General features: G+C 70.1%; 13 protein-coding genes and 1 pseudogene. 3 read left to right on the top strand and 11 right to left on the bottom strand.

Annotation, left to right across the window (positions count from 1 at the left end):
- Window positions 1-46 precede the first annotated feature (46 nt).
- The gene (locus tag E3O44_RS14980) at window positions 47-1,687 is read right to left on the bottom strand and encodes a carboxylesterase/lipase family protein (protein WP_134535574.1); all 1,641 of its coding nucleotides are present in this window, start codon (window positions 1,685-1,687) and stop codon (window positions 47-49) included.
- Between the two features lie 58 nt (window positions 1,688-1,745).
- Here E3O44_RS14980 and E3O44_RS14975 point away from each other — a divergent pair, with 58 nt between their 5' ends.
- Window positions 1,746-3,023 (top strand): uracil-xanthine permease family protein, encoded by a 1,278-nt coding sequence (locus E3O44_RS14975; RefSeq protein ID WP_134535573.1) that lies wholly within the window; start codon window positions 1,746-1,748, stop codon window positions 3,021-3,023.
- A 238-nt stretch (window positions 3,024-3,261) separates the two neighbouring features.
- Here the strand turns inward: E3O44_RS14975 and E3O44_RS14970 are convergent, their stop codons facing one another.
- The 3 genes from E3O44_RS14970 to E3O44_RS14960 all read right to left on the bottom strand — a co-directional run bounded on the left by E3O44_RS14970 (window position 3,262) and on the right by E3O44_RS14960 (window position 5,401).
- Window positions 3,262-3,594: a peptidase gene (locus tag E3O44_RS14970; RefSeq protein WP_134535572.1), complete on the bottom strand. Its 333-nt coding sequence runs from the start codon at window positions 3,592-3,594 to the stop codon at window positions 3,262-3,264.
- Window positions 3,591-4,781: an inorganic phosphate transporter gene (locus E3O44_RS14965; RefSeq protein ID WP_134535571.1), complete on the bottom strand. Its 1,191-nt coding sequence runs from the start codon at window positions 4,779-4,781 to the stop codon at window positions 3,591-3,593. The genes E3O44_RS14970 and E3O44_RS14965 overlap by 4 nt, the downstream gene beginning before the upstream one ends.
- 146 nt (window positions 4,782-4,927) lie before the next feature.
- A complete protein-coding gene (locus E3O44_RS14960) occupies window positions 4,928-5,401 on the bottom strand; it encodes an 8-oxo-dGTP diphosphatase (protein WP_134535570.1) in 474 nt (157 codons plus the stop codon).
- A 38-nt stretch (window positions 5,402-5,439) separates the two neighbouring features.
- On the opposite strand from E3O44_RS14960, the gene E3O44_RS14955 reads away from it, so the two are divergent.
- Entirely contained in the window at window positions 5,440-5,694 is a 255-nt protein-coding gene (locus E3O44_RS14955; RefSeq protein ID WP_134449563.1) for a mycoredoxin, read from the top strand.
- A gap of 77 nt (window positions 5,695-5,771) precedes the next feature.
- On the opposite strand, the gene E3O44_RS14950 is transcribed toward E3O44_RS14955, so the two are convergent.
- The 7 genes from E3O44_RS14950 to nudC form a co-directional block, all read right to left on the bottom strand.
- Complete coding sequence (locus E3O44_RS14950; RefSeq protein ID WP_134449562.1) at window positions 5,772-6,800, bottom strand: 6-phosphofructokinase; 1,029 nt, start codon at window positions 6,798-6,800, stop codon at window positions 5,772-5,774.
- Between the two features lie 106 nt (window positions 6,801-6,906).
- Window positions 6,907-9,087 (bottom strand): DEAD/DEAH box helicase, encoded by a 2,181-nt coding sequence (locus E3O44_RS14945; RefSeq protein ID WP_134535569.1) that lies wholly within the window; start codon window positions 9,085-9,087, stop codon window positions 6,907-6,909.
- Window positions 9,088-9,313: 226 nt separating this feature from the next.
- Window positions 9,314-9,643 carry a DUF6804 family protein gene (locus E3O44_RS14940; protein ID WP_241976351.1) on the bottom strand — a complete coding sequence of 110 codons (330 nt, stop codon included), beginning with the start codon at window positions 9,641-9,643 and terminating at the stop codon, window positions 9,314-9,316.
- A complete protein-coding gene (locus E3O44_RS19260; RefSeq protein WP_166792675.1) occupies window positions 9,643-11,526 on the bottom strand; it encodes a DUF2207 domain-containing protein in 1,884 nt (627 codons plus the stop codon). The genes E3O44_RS14940 and E3O44_RS19260 overlap by 1 nt, the downstream gene beginning before the upstream one ends.
- Window positions 11,527-11,535: 9 nt before the next feature.
- Window positions 11,536-13,023 (bottom strand): SDR family oxidoreductase, encoded by a 1,488-nt coding sequence (locus E3O44_RS14930; RefSeq protein ID WP_134535568.1) that lies wholly within the window; start codon window positions 13,021-13,023, stop codon window positions 11,536-11,538.
- 889 nt (window positions 13,024-13,912) lie between these two features.
- Window positions 13,913-15,628, bottom strand: coding sequence for an ATP-dependent helicase (locus tag E3O44_RS14925; RefSeq protein ID WP_134535567.1), 1,716 nt, complete (start codon window positions 15,626-15,628; stop codon window positions 13,913-13,915).
- Window positions 15,619-16,647, bottom strand: a complete 1,029-nt coding sequence (gene nudC, locus E3O44_RS14920) for an NAD(+) diphosphatase (protein WP_134535566.1) — start codon at window positions 16,645-16,647, stop codon at window positions 15,619-15,621. Before nudC ends, E3O44_RS14925 begins: the two co-directional genes overlap by 10 nt.
- Before the next feature lie 93 nt (window positions 16,648-16,740).
- Between nudC and E3O44_RS19665 the strand changes: the two are divergent.
- Window positions 16,741-17,481, top strand: a pseudogene (locus E3O44_RS19665) (phosphotransferase); the annotation flags it as partial.
- Window positions 17,482-17,491: the final 10 nt, after the last annotated feature.

The following is a 17,491-nucleotide window of genomic DNA, read 5'->3' as shown; positions in this document are numbered from 1 at the left end:
GCTACCAGCTTACGCTTGTCGCTCTCGACCCCCGGCCTGGTCCGGATCAGACGTGCGGGACGAAGGCTCCCCACGCCAGCCGCCGCTCGGCGAGCGGATCGGACTCGACCCGGTCGGCCGCGTCGATGATGAGGGTCAGTCGGCGCGCCTCGTCGTAGAGCGGCCAGGCGGCATCCGGTTCGCCTGTCGTCGCGAAGCCGAGCCACCAGCGCTGCATGCGCGCGCCGATCGCCTTGAACTCGCGGCGGCCGCCGATGATCGTCATGCCGCGGCCGAACCAGCCGTCGAGCCGGTCGAAGAGCGGGAACAGTTCGAGGCCGTGGGTCGCGTCGAGGCCCATCCGCCGCACGAGTCGCGGAGCGAAGTCGAAGCGGTAGAAGTGCACGGGGGCGTAGCGGGAGTGACGCTCGCCGACCTTCACGCTCGGGTACCAGAAGGAGAAGTCGCCGCCGAAGTCCAGCGCCGGCCGCAGCGCCGGAATCCCCGGGTACTGCGCCGTGAGCGCCTTGCGCGCCTTCTTCTTGGTGTTGGCGAAGATCGCACGGATGCGCTTGGGCGTCGACGCGAGGATATCGATCCGACCGCTGAAGAGCGAGCCCTCGCGGGCGTTGGTGCCGATGATCAGCGGGATCCGTGCCGCGCGGCCGTCGCGGAACGCATCGAGCGGGCGTTCGGGCAGGAAGTCGCCGTCGATGACGGGCGACAGCGGAATCGTGCCGGGGTACTGGTCGGGCGCCCGCACGGTGAGTTCCATCGTCGCGGCGGCGAGCCGGGCCGGGGTCGCGCCGAGCAGCAGCGCCCGGGACTGCTCGAGCGCATCCGGGTTCGCGGTCGGGTTCGGGTTCGGCTCGGCCAGTGCATCCTGGTCACCGTCCGACGTCGCGCGCGGGATCCCGTCCGCTGCCGCGCGTGCGGCGAGGATGCTCACGAAATCGCGCGCCCACTCCGCCGTGAGCGCCGGCGGATAGACCGCGTTCGGCGGTGCGCTCTGTGCGATCGCGCGCTGGAAGAGCCCGTGGGCGCTCGGCACGGTCATCAGGGTCGTCACGGCATTGCCGCCGGCGGACTCGCCGAAGAGCGTCACGGCATCCGGGTCGCCGCCGAAGAAGCGGATGTTGTCCCGCACCCAGGCGAGGGCCGCGCCCTGGTCCCGCAGCCCGAGATTGCTCTCGAAGGGGCGCTCCGGCGTCGAGTAGCTGCTGAAGTCGAGGTAGCCGAGCGCGCCGAGACGGTAGTTCAGGCTCACGTAGACGATGCCGCCGCGCCGGACGAGCCCCTCGCCCTGGGTGGGCACCTCCCGGGATGACCCCACGCTGTACGCGCCGCCGTGGATGAACACCATCACCGGGCGGAGCGCGGCCGGGTCGACGGGTGCGTCCGGGGCGAGCACGTTGAGATTGAGGCAGTCCTCGTCCTGCGGGATGTCCGGGCGGGCCCCGTTGAACTGGCCCTTGTGGCTTTGCGGGGAGACGGGTCCCCAGTCGGCCGCGTCGCGCACCCCCGGCCACGCCTCCGGCGGCTGGGGAGCACGGAACCGCAGCGCTCCGACGGGCGCGGCGGCGTAGGGAATGCCCCGCCAGGCGCGCACCCCCCGCACCCGGATTCCGCGCACCAGGCCGGTCCCGATCCGGACGGTCAGTGCCGCGTCAAGCGAGTCGTCGTGGGCGGGCTGAACGGTTCGGGTCACGGTCCGATCCTAATTCTTCACTACGATCGGAATACGTCCCACTACGAAACGAGCGACAATGGCACTGCCCTGGACCCTGCACGGCGACGGAAAAACGGTCGGGGTCGGGGACGTGGTCGGTCCGGGTGAGCGACTGAACTGGCCGCTCACGATCGGGATCGGCGCCCAGCACGTCGTCGCGATGTTCGGTGCGACCTTCCTCGTTCCGCTGCTCACGGGGTTCCCGCCGAGCACCACCCTCTTCTTCTCCGGCATCGGCACCCTGCTCTTCCTGATCATCACGAAGAACAAACTGCCGAGCTACCTCGGCAGCTCGTTCGCCTTCATCGCCCCGATCACAGCGGCGGTCGCGACGGCGGGCATGGGCAGCGCCCTGTTCGGCATCCTCGCCGTCGGCGCTCTGCTCGCCATCATCGGCGTCGTCGTGCAGGTTACCGGAACCGGCTGGATCGACGCGCTGATGCCACCGGTCGTGTCCGGTGCGATCGTCGCCCTGATCGGTTTCAACCTGGCGCCGGTCGCGAAGGCGAACTTCGCCCACGCTCCCCTGACTGCCGTGATCACCCTGGCCGCGGTCATCCTCTCGACGGTGCTGTTCCGCGGCATCCTCGGCCGGCTCTCGATCGTGATCGGCGTCGCGGTCGGCTACCTCGCTGCCGTCCTCTCCGGCGAGGTCGACTTCTCCAAGGTCAACGACGCCGCGTGGATCGGCCTGCCGCCGTTCACGCTGCCGACGAACCCGTTCGAGAACGCCGCCGTGCTCGGGGTGCTTCCCGCGTTCCTGCCGGTCGTGCTCGTGCTCGTCGCCGAGAACGTCGGCCACATCCGCGGCGTCGCCCAGATGACGGATGCGAAGGTGAACCGGTTCACCGGTCGCGCCCTGATGGCCGACGGGCTCGCGACGATGCTCGCCGGGTTCAGCGGCGGCTCGGGCACGACGACCTACGGCGAGAACATCGGCGTGATGGCCGCGACCCGGATCTACTCGACCGCCGCGTACTGGGTCGCCGGCCTCGTCGCCGTGCTGCTCGGCCTCTCCCCCAAGATCGGCGCGGTCATCAACACCATCCCCGCCGGGGTGCTCGGCGGCGTCACGACCGCCCTCTACGGCCTGATCGGCATCATCGGCGTCAAGATCTGGCTCGACAACAAGGTCGACTTCAGCCGCCCGGTCAACCAGTTCACGGCCGCCACCGCGCTCATCATCGGCATCGCCGACTACACGTTCACCGCCGGCAGCCTCAGCTTCAACGGCATCGCGCTCGGCACGGTCGCCGCGATCGTGATCTACCACGTGATGACCCTGATCGGCCGCCTCCGCCGCACCGACCGCTGACCCGCTGACCCGCGACGCGCGACCCGTCGTCCGACGCAACGTCGGAGTTTTTCGCGACACGCCGCATCCCCGGGCAGCGGATGCCGCGAGTCGCGAAATTCTCCGACATAACGACGACCGAGACCGGGACGCGGCACGCGTGCCGGTCAGCGCGCCAGGTGCGCCGCTTCGCGCCATGCATGCCAGGAGCGTAGCGGCACAACAGGCGCGCGAGGCGACATCAGTCGCTGATGTGCGGTCAGCGGTGCAGCGCGGGCACGATCAGGTAGACGCCGTAGAGCACGGCCCCGACGCACAGCACGAAGCAGGCATACGCTCCGACGAGCGCGAGGCGCTTCTGGAAGACGGTCAGCGGGTTCGCCGTCGCCGACTTGCGCTGCCGCTTGGCCTCTTTCGCGGCCCGCTTGGGCGTGAGCACCGTGATCGCACCGGTGAAGGACGCCGGATCCACCACGAGGGCCCGGCCGGAACTCGTCAGCAGCCGGAGTCCGAGGGAGTAGAGGCTCACGACGACGGTCGACGCCAGGAGCGAGGCCCCTGCGACGACGAAGAATGCGCCCCAGTCGATCACAGGGATACCTTCTTCCGGTCGCGGCGCGCGATGCGCCGGGGCGTCTTCTTGATGTTGACGACGAGGGCGGCGTCGTCGATGTCGTGCAGGTTGTCATGGGTGATGCGGGTGCGCCGCGACTGGCGGAACAGCAGGGCGACGATGACCGAGCCGAGGACGAGGTCGATGACGAGCCCGATCGGCCCGAGCAGGGTGAAGCCGGCGGCAAACGCGCCCATCACCGCGGAAGCCGGCAGGGTCAGCAGCCAGCCGAGCGCGATCTGGCCGGCCATGCCCCAGCGCACGGTCGCGCCGCGGCGGCCGAGGCCGGAACCGATGACGGAGCCGGAGGCGACCTGGGTGGTCGACAGCGCGAATCCGAGGTGGCTGGAGGCGAGGATGGTCGCGGCCGTGCTCGTCTCCGCCGCGAAGCCCTGGGCCGGCTTGACGTCGGTGAGGCCCCTGCCCATCGTGAGGATGATCCGCCAGCCGCCGGTGTACGTGCCGATCGCGATCGCGAGCGCGCACGTGCAGATGACCCACCACTGCGGTCCGCTGCCCACGGCCTGGAATCCGCCGGCGATGAGGGTCAGGGTGATCACGCCCATCGTCTTCTGGGCGTCGTTGGTGCCGTGGGCGAGGGCGACGAGAGAGGACGAGAAGATCTGCGCGTAGCGGAAGCCGCCCCGGCCGTCCGCCTTGCCGGCGTCCCGGCGCGTGATGAAGTACGCGAGCCGGGTCGCGATGAGCGCGACGACGCCGACCGTGACCGGTGCGATCAGGGCGGGCAAGATCACCTTGGCGAAGACGACGCTGAAGTCGACGGACTGGACGCCGATCCCGATGATGGCCGCACCGATCAGGCCGCCGAAGAGGGCGTGGCTCGAGCTCGAGGGCAGGCCGCGGAGCCAGGTGATCAGGTTCCAGACGATCGCGCCGATGAGTCCGGCGAAGATGATCTGCGGCGTGATCTGGACCCCGCCGTTGCCCTCCCGGATGATGCCCCCCGACACGGTCTTCGCGACCTCGGTGGAGAGGAACGCGCCGACGAGGTTGAGCACCGCGGCAAGGCCGACGGCGACCTTGGGGCGCATCGCCCCGGTCGCGATGGGTGTCGCCATCGCGTTCGCGGTGTCGTGGAAGCCGTTGGTGAAGTCGAAGACGAGGGACAGCGCAATCACGAGCGCGACGATCAGGGTGAGATCCACCGGAGTCTTTCTTGTTCGGCTGCAACAGGGTGCAGCCCAATCCGCGCTGTTTCCCGGACGCCGGACGTGCAAGCGACCCTACGATCCTGACACTCCCGGGAGGTCAGGTCAATTCAGCGGGCGGTAACTACTGGTTCACCCGACGTTCACCCGCGGGAGACGACCGTCGCGAGGTCCGCGCCGAACGTGAAGGTCTCGCGCACGGGAACGCCCGCGAGCACGCCGGGCAGCCAGTGCCTGGCGTCGTCCCACATCTCGTCGAGGGGAAGCGCGGCGACGTCGAACCAGACCGGGTTGAGTTCGTTCGACTCCCGCGGGGTGCCGCTCCAGTCGCTGCACACGAAGACGGACGATTCCTGGCTCCACGCCTCCCGGTGCGGGAACAGGTAGGTCAGCACGCCGAGGGCGGTGAGAGCGGATGCCGCGACGGTGAGTCCGGACTCCTCCTCGATTTCGCGCACCGCGGCATCCACCGCGGTTTCGCCGGGTTCGAGCTTGCCGCCGAGGCCGACGATGTTGCCGAGACCGAGGCCCTTCTTCTTGCGGCCGAGGAGCACCTGGGTGCCGCCACCATTCGTTTCGCGGGTGAGGTAGCACACGCACACCTGGGGCAGGGTCATGGTCCCAGCTTAACGGCGGGGTTTGTTAGGCTGCGCCTATGAATTTCGTTCCCGAGTCGGGCACCATCACCATGTTCACGACCAACTGGTGCGGTTATTGCTCCCGGTTGAAGTCCCAGCTCGACAAGGCGGGCGTCGGCTACACCGAGGTCAACGTCGAAGAGGTCGACGGCACGAGCGAGCTCGTGATGAGCCTCAACGGCGGCAACCGCACCGTTCCGACCGTGCTGTTCCCCGACGGGTCGAGCGCGACCAACCCCTCGCTCGCGCAGGTTCAGGCCAAACTCGCCTGAGGCCCTGCCGGTTAGCTGGTCGTTAACGAAATCCGGCCGGCACCAGGACTGGTGCCGGCCGGACGGGTCACACAGGTTTAGCCGAAGAGGACAGCAGCCTCGTCGTACCGGGCCTGCGGGACGGTCTTGAGGCCGATCGTGGCGTCGGCGATGCTGACGATCTCGATGTCGGTGCCCTTGAGCGAGACCATGGAGCCCCACTGGCCGGCGTGGATCGCGTCGACGGCGGCCATGCCCAGGCGGGTGGCGAGCACGCGGTCGTACGCCGACGGGGAGCCGCCGCGCTGGGTGTGGCCGAGGACGGTCGCACGGGTCTCGATGCCGGTGCGCTCTTCGACCATCGGGGCGATCATTTCGCTGATGCCGCCGAGGCGGGGACGGTTGAACGCGTCGAGGCCCTTGGTGGAGAGTGCCTCCTCCATGCCGGCGAGCTTGAAGCCCTCCGACACGACGAGCACCGGTGCGCGGCCGCGGTCGCGGACGCTGAGGACCCACTCGCAGATCTGCTCGATGGTCTGGCTCTGCTCGGGGATCAGGATGGCGTGTGCTCCGCCGGCCATGCCGGAGTGCAGGGCGATCCAGCCCACGTGGCGGCCCATGACCTCGACGATCATGCAGCGGCCGTGCGACTCGGCGGTGGTGCGGAGGCGGTCGATGGCCTCCGTGGCGATCTCGACGGCGGTGTTGAAGCCGAACGAGTAGTCGGTGGCCTCGAGGTCGTTGTCGATGGTCTTCGGTACGCCGACGATGCGGATGCCTGCATCGGTGAGACGGCGGGCCGCGGTCAGCGTGCCCTCGCCACCGATGGCGATAATGGCGTCGATGCCCTCGGCATCCATCATCTTCTGAATGTTAACGGGCCCGCCGTTCTCGCCCTCGAACGGGTTGGTGCGCGAGCTCCCCAGGATGGTGCCGCCCTGACGGGATAATCCACGCACGCTGTGGCGATCGAGGGTCATGAACTCCCCCTGCACCAGCCCGCGCCAGCCATTGCGGATTCCGATGAATTCATCATCGAGAACGCGGACGCCTTTAAGAACGGAACCGCGAATAACCGCGTTCAGTCCGGGGCAGTCTCCACCGCTCGTGAGGATACCAATTTTCATCTGTGACTGCTCCTTCATGCCTAAGTCATCATGTCGGCGCCTGCACCAACCCCTAATGATGGTCCCGAATCGGGGCCAGACTCAAATCCGCGCCGGGGAGCCCGGGCTACAGCTCCCCGTCGAGCGCCTGCGTGAGCAGGTAGACGAGGGCGCTGGCCTGGATCGAGTCCTCGGACGAGACCTCACCCTCGACGCCGTCGAGTGCGCGGGCGGCGAGACCCTGCTTGCTGCCGATGAGTTCCGCGATGCGGGCGTCGATCGTGTGCGCCGCGATGATCCGCCAGGCCGTGACCGGCTCCGACTGGCCGATGCGGTGCACCCGGTCGATGGCCTGGGTCTGTTCAGCGGCCGTCCAGCTGAGCTCCGCGAGCACGACGTTCGAGGCCGCCTGCAGGTTGACCCCGACGCCCGCGGCGCTGAGCGAGCAGACGACGACGGCGACTCCCGGGTCGTTGTTGAAGGAGTCGATCGCCGCCTGACGGGCGAGCGCGGTCTGGTCGCCACGGAGGGAGACGGAGCGCATGCCACGCTTGGCGAAGATCTGCTCCGCAGTGTCCATGACGTCGATGTGCTTGGCGAAGAACACGACCTTGCCGACCGAGTGCGCGAGCTGCACGGCGTAGTCGGCGGCGAGCCCGGCCTTGGCCTGGCCGATCTTGCGCACCATGGTGAAGACGTTCTCGCCCGTGGTCTGGCCCTTGGACTCCTCGAGCTCAGCGTGGGCGACCGCGCGGATGAACGCGGCCCGCTCCGCGCCGTCGAGGGTCGGAGCCTTCCGGCCGGGATGGCGCGCGGACACGAGGCCGTGGTACCGGGTGACGAGGCGGGCGGCGAGTTCCCGTTCGGCCTGGCGGATGGACCGCCCGAGGTCGTCGTCGAGCTCGACGGGCAGGTCGGCGATGCGCTTGGCGGGCAGGTCCGCCGCGACGTCGACCTTGCGGCGGCGCACGATGCCCATGTCGATGACGGCGGCCCTGGCTTCGGAGTAGAAGCCGGCATCCGCCGGGGTGAGGCCGGTGGCCTCGAGCCGGGCCATCAGCTTCGCGGTCGGCTTGTCGCCGTCGATCCAGCCGAGGAACTGCCAGATGGCGCGGAAGTCGTCGACGTCGTTGATCAGCGGGGTGCCGGTCAGGGCCATCAGGAGCGGGTTGCCGCCGGGGGTGCGGCGGCGGATCTGCTCGGCGAGGGCGAGCACGTGGCGGGAGCGCTGCGACTGCAGGTTCTTGATGAAGTGCGCCTCGTCGACGACCATGCCCTTGAAGCCGAGGGTTCCGAGCCAGGCCCGGTGCCGGTCGAGCACGTCGTAGTTCACGATGACGACGTCGGCGAAGGCGTCGAGGGTGTCTCCGTCGCCGTGGATGACGGTCGCCCGGCGCTGCGGCGTCCACATCTCGACCTCGCGCACCCAGTTCATCTTGACGACGTTGGGCACGATGGCGAGCAGCGGGTATGCGCCGGCGACGGAGGCCGCGAGCAGGCTCTGCGCGGTCTTGCCGAGCCCCGGCTCGTCGGCGAGCAGGTAGCTGCGGTGGCCGAGCCGTGCGCTCTCGATGAAGCGGGCCTGGTGACGCATGAGTTCCATGCCGGGCGGGGAGAGCCGGTCGATGACGGGCGCCTCGGGCAGGTCCATGCTCGCGGCCTGGCCGCCGGAGCCGTATTCGAAGGATTTGAAGAGCGGGCCGATCAGTTCCCAGTTCGCGAGCCGGCGACCCGAGATGACGGGGGCGGCCTGGACGGCGCTGAAGTCGGGGGCGAGGAAGGGGTTGGCGAGCTGGCGCGCCCGCACGGACTGCGGGACGACCTGGTTCTCCGGCTCCTCGGGCTTGACCTCAGGTTCGCGGGTGATGATCAGTTCGTCCGGGCTCAGGTCCGCCCCGGATTCGAGGAGCCAGTCGCGGCGGAAGCGCTGCGCGACGGTCGAGACGCCGGCGTCGGGTTCGAGCAAGGTGATCAGGCTCGTGTCGCGGGCCGCGGTCTTCGCGAGGATCTGCGCAATGCCGTCGAGGCGTTTGAGCAGCTCTGCCCGGTTCGCGTCGGTCAGCTCGCGGTCGCCCTTGACCCTGGCGCGTTCCTCGCGCATCAGGAGCGCGATGACCTGGTACTTCGTGCGGTTCGTCGGTCCGAGCTTGGTGCCGGACTGGGCCTTCGCTTCGACCTCGCGCACCTTGCGCGCGAGGATCGGGATGATCGGGGCGTCGTCGTCCCTGGAGCGTGCGCGCTGCCTGGCGCGGCCTCCGGCCGGGGCATGGTTGTTCGAGCCTGGGGCCTGGTGGCGGGTGTATGCCATTCTTCTCCAACTTCACAGCGGCTGTGGCAGCGTGATCCACGCGCGACGTCGTGCGGCATCCGTGGACACCAGAGCGATCAATCGAAAGAACCGGGCCGAGCCAACGAAACGATTGTGCTGCAGACCGCTTCGGTACTACACCGGGGAGGTCGAGACGACGACCGGGTTTCGACGCACCTGTAGTCTACGCCCGCGCATCCGCCCGATGACACACCCCGTCGGCCGGTCAGTGCACGGGAACCTTGACCCGCACCCCGACGACGACGAACAGCAGTGCTGCGACGTACTGGGCGGCGACCCAGCCTTGCCCGTGCAGCTCGATCACGAAGATCGGGTTCCACAGCACGGCGATGGGGCCGAGGCCGATCAGCCACCACCACGCCGTCCCCTGCACGGCGAAGACGCAGAGGATGAGCGCGAGGATGCTGACGGCGTACCGGATGATGATGAAACTGTCGGCGTCGATCAGGGCGAGACCGGCGAGCAGGGCGATGGCGCCGAGCAGGCCTGGCGCGAGCGCCGACCGGGAGAAGGTGGGTGCGACCGGGGTGCCCATCAGACGCCCCCTCCGCCGCCGCCGCCGCCTCCGCCGCCGACGGACCCACCGCCACCGAACCCCGAACTCGAGGAGCTCGACGCGGTGCCCGACCACGCCGCGGTCGTCGAACTCGCGAAGCCACTCAGGCTCGCCGCGAAGAATCCGGCATTGAACGCGCCGGTGCCGTAGTACCAGTCCGGCTGGGACCTGCTCTGGGCGTAGTACTCACCGAGCACGGCCGACCAGTCCTTCTCCTGCCCGAACAGCACGGCGAACGGCAGCAGCCGCTCGTAGAGCTTGAGCACCTGCATCGGCTGACCGGGGTCGACCTCCGCCTCCTGGCTCCCGGGCTCCGGGCGGTACGGCGAGCGCAGCGCGCCCTGGGGGCTCTGCAGCACCCGCAACCGGTCGGTTTCGGCGACACCGATGTACAACCTGACTCCTTCGAGGTAGTCGCGCAGTTCCGCCCCTGCCGCGGTGAGCGGGCGGATGCTCGACACGAGTGACACGGTCGTGATCGCTCCGAGCAGCCCGAAGAGGAGGACCAGGAACGGCCACGCCCCGCCGATCTCGAGGGCGAGCCCGACGACGCCGCCGAGAACGGCGACGAGGCCGCCGACGACGGAGAGGCCGAGCAGCGCGGAACGCAGGGACCCGCCCTTCTTCTCGCGGAACCCGGCGGGAATGGCAGCCCGGCGGGTCGCCCGCAGCTCGCCCTGCAACGCGGTCGTGAGGCTCGTGCTCTTCTTCTTGAGGTCGCGCTGGGTTCCGGGCTTGAGCCCGGGGAAGAGATGGCCGAGCACGGAGAGCTCCGCCTTGTCGACGCCCCGGGTGTCCCGCAGTTCGAGCAGGAAGTGTTTGAGGCCGGACCCTTCGATCACCCGGACGTTGCCGCGCACGGCGAACTGGAGGAACTGGGCGGTCATGGCCTTGGTGCTCGTGCGGGTCACTTCGCCGGCCTGGAGCAGGTTGACGCCCTTCGGCGGCAGGTATTCTGCGATGATCGTCGGCCGGCCGGGGGCGTTGCGCCAGCGGGTCGCGCGCGCGACGATCGCGAGGGCGGCACAGACGAGCGCGAGGACGGCGCCGGCGAGGCCGACTGCGGGGAACGGGTTCGCGAAGAAGGAATTGTCCCTCGGCACGAAGGTGCCCGGCGTGAAGCCGACGACGAGGGTGAGCCCCTGATGGGCGGCGAGACTGCCGCTGCTCGCGGTGATCCGGGTTCCGGTCGTCGTTGCCGCGCTCGTGTCGGTGCTGATCTCGGAGCAGTCCGTCGAGGACGACGCCGAACCCTGGATGCACCGGGCCTGGCCGGTCAGCCGGTCCGTGAGCGCCGGGTCGACCGTGAGCGTGGCGGAGACGGAGCCGAAGGGCTGGACCCAGCCGGTGCCGTTGACCTCCCAGTAGAATTCCTCGTCCTGGGCGTCGGACGGCACCAGGGTCACGTCGCGCTGCGTGTAGGTGATCACGTAGGTCTGCACGCCGTGCACGTAGGCGTCTGCCGCGCTCGTCACGATGAAGAAGTCGCCGGCGTCGCTGTCGCCCGTTTCGCTCGGCCGCGGGGCGCCGTTCTCGTCGGTGACGCTCACGAGGTCGATCCCGGTCGGATGCCCGTCGTAGTGGGTCGGGATCGACCGGCGGATGCCGTGGTTCTGATCGAAGTCCGGGAACCGGGCCACGATGGTCTCCGTTGTCGTCAGCGCGGAATGCCCGTCCGCTGAGCGGCTGAGCACGAAGTCGGAGTGCATCGAATCGAAGCTGAAGTCGTCGACGCCGCTGGACACGGAGACGGCCGGTGGCGCGAGGTCCACCGCCGCGACGGCCGCGGCGGGAACCGACAGTGTGAAGAGGGCGAACGCGCCCAGGATCGTGACGAACAGGGATCGAGCCAATCGGCGCATGCCCCCACTCTAGCGAGCCGGCACGGACCCGCTCGTCGCTTCGGCCGTCGCCGTGATGCGGTTGGCCATTCCACTGAAGATGACGCCGTGGAACGGCAGGATCGAGAACCAGTAGAGCCGGCCGCCGAGTCCGCGCGGGAAGAACACGGCGCGCTGGCGGTAGACCGAACCGCCGTCCGCTGTCGGTTCGGCGGTCATCTCGAGCCAGGCCCGCCCGGGGACGCGCATCTCGGCGCGGAGGCGGAGGAAGCGCCCGCGTTCGAGGCTCTCCACCCGCCAGAAGTCGAGCACGTCTCCGGTGTGCAGGCGCTCGGCGTCGCGCCGGCCGCGGCGGAGCCCGACGCCGCCGACGAGCTTGTCCGCCCAGCCGCGCACGGCCCAGGCGAGCGGGAAGGAATACCAGCCGTTGTCGCCGCCGATGCCCTCGATGATGCGCCAGAGCTCGGCGGGCGCCGCGGGGGTGTGCTTCGTCCGAAGGTCGGTGTAGACGAGGTGCCCCGCCCACTCCGGGTCGCTCGGCAGCGGGTTGCTGCTGGCCCCCTCGATCGAGGCGTTCCGCCAGCTGGTCTCGACGTCGCCGTCGCGCATCCGCCCGAGCGCGAGGCGCACGGCCGTGCGATAGCTGGTCAGACCGCCGTCGGGTACGGGAATGTAGCCGTCGATGTCGTGCTCGCCCATCACGCAGTCGTTCTGCAGGGAGGCGATGATCGGTACGGCGAGGTTGCGCGGGATCGGTGTGACGAGGTTGACCCACTGCGACGCGAGCCACGGGGTCAGTACCGGCAGTGCGGCGATCGGGCGCTGGCGGAGGCCGGCCTCGAGGGCGTAGCCGTTCATCATCTGCCCGTAGCGGAGCACGTCGGGACCGCCGATGTCGAAGGTGCGGTTGACGGAGGCGGGCAGGTCCGCCGCCGCGACGAGGTAGTAGAGCACGTCGCGCACGGCGATCGGCTGGATCTTGTTCCGCACCCACTTCGGTGCGGGCATGTACGGGAGCACATCGGTCAGGTGCCGGATCATCTCGAAGGACGTCGAGCCGCTCCCGATCACGACGCCGGCCTGCAGGGCGGCGGTCGGCACGCCGGAGGCGAGCAGGATCCGCCCGACCTCCGCCCGGGACCGGAGGTGCCGGGAGAGGGTCTCGGTGTCCGGGTGCAGCCCGCCGAGGTAGACGATCCGGGAGACGCCGGCAGCGGCAGCCGCGGATGCCAGCGTCCGGGCGGCCCGTGCCTCTGCCTGTTCGAAATCGCCCGAACTGCCCATCGCGTGCACGAGGTAGTAGACGACGTCGATCCCGGCGCACGCGGCGTCCACGGCGTCGGCGTCCGAGAGGTCGCCGACCCGGATCTCCACCCGGTCCCGCCAGGGGACGTCGGTGAGCTTCTGCGGCGAGCGCACGAGCACGGTCACCTCGAATCCGGCGTCGAGGAGGAGCGGAACCAGCCGTCCGCCGATGTAGCCGGTCGCACCGGTCACCAATGCTCGTCTGGCAGTCATGGAGAAGAGCCTAGGGCGAACGCCGCCGCCGAGGCTGGGAGCCTGCCGGGCCTGTGGATGAATCGCGCGCGCCGTCGGCGAATCCGGCAGGATCGGCGCATGACTCTGCGACTCGACCCCCGGTATCCCCTCGTCTGGCGCTCACCGGACACCATCCAGCTCGGCGTGGACCACCCGGTGCTCCGGGTCCGGGTGCCCGGCCCCGGCCTCGAAGGCGTCATCGACGCGCTCCGCTCCGGGGTGCCCCGCGCCGGGGCCGTCATGCTCGGTAGCAGGGGCGGCGCGACGGCGGAGTCCGTGCACGCCCTGCTCGCCGAGCTCCGCCCGGTCCTGCTCGACGACCGCAGGCCGGCAGTCTCGCCGGCCCGGCCCCGGCGCTGGGTGTCGGTCGACGGTCGCGGCACCACGGCCGCGCGGCTGCGTGCCTTCCTCGACGATCTCGGGCTCGAGGCCCACGACCTCGACGACGACGGCGGCACCGGCGATGTCCTTCCCGGCGCAGAGGCGGATGCCGCGGCGCCGGCGACGACGCAGCTCGCGGTGATCATCGGCCGGTTCGCGATCGAGCCGGCGCGCTACCGGCGCTGGCTGAACCGGGACGTGCCGCACCTGCCCGTCGTGTTCGGAGACCGCGAGGTGCGGATCGGCCCGCTCGTGGAGCCGGGTCGGGGCCCGTGCCTGTTCTGCCTCGAGCAGGCGAGGGTCGATGCCGACCCGGCCTGGCCTGCGATGGCGAGCCAGCTGACCCATCGGCCTGCGCCGACGGAGTCACCGCGTCGCGGCCTCGAGGTCGCCGTCCGGGTCGCCGGAATCGTGCAGGACCGGGTGCTGTCGGGTCGTTCGGAGCTCGCGGGCGTCTCCCTGTCGATCGACGCCGCGAGCGGCAGGATCACGCGCCGCGCGCACCGGCCGCACGAGCGTTGCGCATGCCGAGCTCTGTCAGGAACCGCGATCGTTCCCGCGGGGCCCGTTGCTGGTGTCCGGACGCGGACCAGCTCAGTGCGAGTCGCCGGCGTGCCCGGGTGATGCCGACGTAGAGCAGCCGGCGCTCCTCGTCGATCTGCTCGAAGGTGCCCGCGTAGCTGATCGGGACGAGCCCCTCTGACAGCCCCACCACGAAGACGGCGTCCCATTCGAGCCCCTTGGCCGAGTGCAGCGTCGCCAGGGTCACGGCGGAGACGGTCGGTTCGTGCTGGCCGGCCTGCCGTTCCATCAGCTCGTCGGTGAACTGGCGGAACGTCGTGCCCGGCGGGGCCTGGTCGACGAGCCCCATCAGGGCGTTGAGCGATTCCCAGCGGTCCCGCACCGCACCGGCGGCCTCCGGAGCGGTCTGGCTCCAGCCGAGCGAGCGCAGCACGTCGCTCGCCGACTTGAACAGCGGCTCGCCCACGATCGAGACGGATGCCGCGCGCAGCTGCATCACGGCCTGCTTGACCTCGGTGAGGTCGAAGAACCGCTTCGATCCGCGGATCTGGTAGCTGATCGACAGGTCGCCGAGCGCGGTCTCGAGAGCGGCGGCCTGCACGTTGACGCGGTAGAGCACCGCGATGTTCTCCGGCCGGGTTCCGGACTCGATCAGTTCGAGGATCTGCTGGGCGACTCCGCGCGCCTCGGCGAGGTCGCTCGCGTACTCGTGCACGCTCGGATCGACCCCGGGCTCCGCCGAGTGCGCCCGGAGGGTGAGCGCACCCGTGCGTCCGCGCATCAGCTGGTTCGCGGTCGTGACGATCGCCGCGGTGGACCGGTAGTTCTGTTCGAGGCGCACGACCGTCGCGTCCTCCCACCGCTTGGGGAAGTCCAGCAGGTAGTCGCTGCGAGCGCCCGCGAACGAATAGATGGTCTGGCTGGCGTCGCCGACCACGCAGAGGTCCCTGCGCGGACCGACCCAGAGGGCGAGCAGGTCGTGCTGCAACGGCGAGACGTCCTGGTATTCGTCGACGACGAAGAACCGGTACTGCTCGCGCACCTGCAGGGCGACGGAAGGCTCTGACTCGATCATCCCGGCCATCGCGAGGAGGACATCCTCGAAGTCGATCTGCTTGCGCTCGTCCTTCAGTCGTTCGTAGCGTTCGTGCATCGCGACGACCTGGTCGGCGTCGAGCCGGCCGGGCAGGCTCCGCCGGGCGATGCCTGCGGCATAGTCCTCGATCGAGAGCCCGGTGGTCTTCCGCCACTCGACCTCGGCGGCGAGGTCGCGCAGGGTCGCGGTGTCGAGCCGGAGCTTGAGTTGTTCGGCCGCGTGGCCGAGAAGACGGCCCTTTCCGTCGAGGATGCGCGGCGCCTGGCCGCCGACGACGTGCGGCCAAAAGTAGTTGAGCTGGGAGAGCGCCGCGGCGTGGAAGGTGCGTGCCGCGACGCCGCCGGCGCCGAGCTGACGCAGCCGGCCGCGGAGTTCCGCGGCGGCCCGCGAGGTGAAGGTGAGCGCCATCACCCGGTTCGGGGCGTACGCGCCGGTCATCACCCCGTAGGCGATCCGGTGGGTGATCGCCCGGGTCTTGCCGGTTCCTGCGCCCGCGAGCATGCAGACCGGCCCGACGAGGGCCTCCGCGGCGATGCGCTGCTGGTCGTCGAGGCCGGCCAGGAGCGTCTCGGGGGTCAGCGCCATCCCGCGACCAGGTCGGGGCCGAAGTCGATCGGTCCGCCGTACCACTGCTCGATGATCGCCCGCGCGATCGAGGAGCGGCCGGGCAGGATGATGCTGTCGCCGGCCGCGGCGAGTTCGGTGCGGCTGAACCAGCGCAGGTCGAGGATCTCCTCACCGTCCGGCAGGACACCGGCCGGCTTCTGGCCGTCGGCCAGCCGGGCGGTGAAGCCGAACATGATCGAGGCGGGGAAAGGCCACGGCTGGGAGCCCAGGTAGACCGGATCGGTCACGCGCAGGCCGGACTCCTCGAACATCTCGCGGATGACGGCCGCCTCGAGCGACTCCCCCGGCTCGACGAAGCCCGCGAGGAGGGAGTAGCGGTTGTCCTCCCACATGGCGTTCGAGCCGAGCAGGATGCGATCGTCGTCGTCGGTGATCAGCACGATCACGGCGGGGTCCGTGCGGGGGAAGACCTGGCTGCCGTCGACGGGGCACCGGCGGCTCCAGCCGCCGCCCTCGACCTCGGTCGCGGCGCCGCAGCGCGGGCAGTGCGCGTGCGAGGCGTGCCAGTTCGCCAGGGCGAGTGCTTCGGTGAAGAGGCCGGCGTCACGGTCGGAGAGGGCGCTTGCGACGGTGCGGAGCGGCACCCAGAGGGACTCGTCCGGTTCGAGGGTCGCGGCCCCGTCGTCGTCGAGGATCGCGGCGACCAGGCGGGTGCCTGCGGGTTCCGCACCCTCGTCGGCGAGGGACTTGCCGAGGTAGAGCTCGATCGGGACCCGCGGGACGAGCGCGGGCGGGAACAGCCGCAGCCGGGGCCGGGGGCTTCCGTCACCGGAATCGTACGCCGCGAGCTCGTGGGTGCCTGCGGAACCGGCCCCCGGTTCCTCGGCGAGGAGCGTGGAACCGCGCCAGAGCGGAAGGACGCGCGTTGCGGCATCCGCCCGGAGTTCGTCGAAGAGCCCTGGCCGGGCCCGGGTGAGGTGGTCCCTGTCGACGGCGTGGCGGGACAACGGCAGTCGGGCGGTGAACGTGAACGGCATGAAGACCCCTTCGGACTCTGGCGTGACTGCCGAAGTTGTGTGGAGGCGTGGCGAACGACCACACCGAGGGGAAGTCGACCTAACCTAGTAGGTATGGCCAGATCCCATCTCACTCTAGCCGCGCTCGCCACTTCAGCCGTGCCCGGTCTCGACGTCGTCCAGGCCCGCAGCCATGGCTCAAGCGGGCGCTCGTCCGGCGCGCCAGGGGCGTACGATTCCGCCGTCCTCCTGGACCGCGACGGACGCTCCCTGATCATCCGGGTGCCGCTTTCGCAGGCCGCAGAGACCGAGCAGTCCGCGGACCTCGTCGCGCTCCGCGCCCTGACCGTCGGCAATCGCAGCCGGCTGCCGTTCGACGTGCCGCAGTTCGTCGGTCAGGCCCCGCTCGGCGGGACGCGCGCCGTCGTCTACGAATTCCTGCCGGGCGACACCTTCGACGCGGATGCCCTCACCGGGCACGCCGGGGTCTCCGGGTCGATCGGCCGGGCCATCGCGGCCGTCCACGGGCTGCCGACCGCGGTGGTGAGCGATGCCGGGCTCACGCAGCGCAGCGCCCAGGACTGCCGCACCGAGGTGATCGAGCTGATCGGACGCACCGAGGCGACCGGGTATCTGCCCGCCGCGCTGCTCCGCCGCTGGGAACTGGCGACGGACGACGATGCCCTCTGGCAGTTCCTGCCCTGTGTCATCCACGGTTCCCTGTCCGCGGAGTCCTTCCTGATCGGCGAGGATTCCGTGACGGCCGTCCTCGGCTGGGCGGCGCTGAGCGTCGGCGACCCGGCGAGGGACCTGAACTGGCTGCTCGCGTCCCGCGGGGCCGCCGGCGAAGCCGCGATCGCGTCCT

The sequence above is a fragment of the Cryobacterium algoricola genome (genome assembly GCF_004402485.1).
Lineage (GTDB): Bacteria > Actinomycetota > Actinomycetes > Actinomycetales > Microbacteriaceae > Cryobacterium > Cryobacterium algoricola.
The sequence above is the reverse complement of the archived record's forward strand: the minus strand, read 5'-3'. Positions and strand labels throughout refer to the sequence as shown.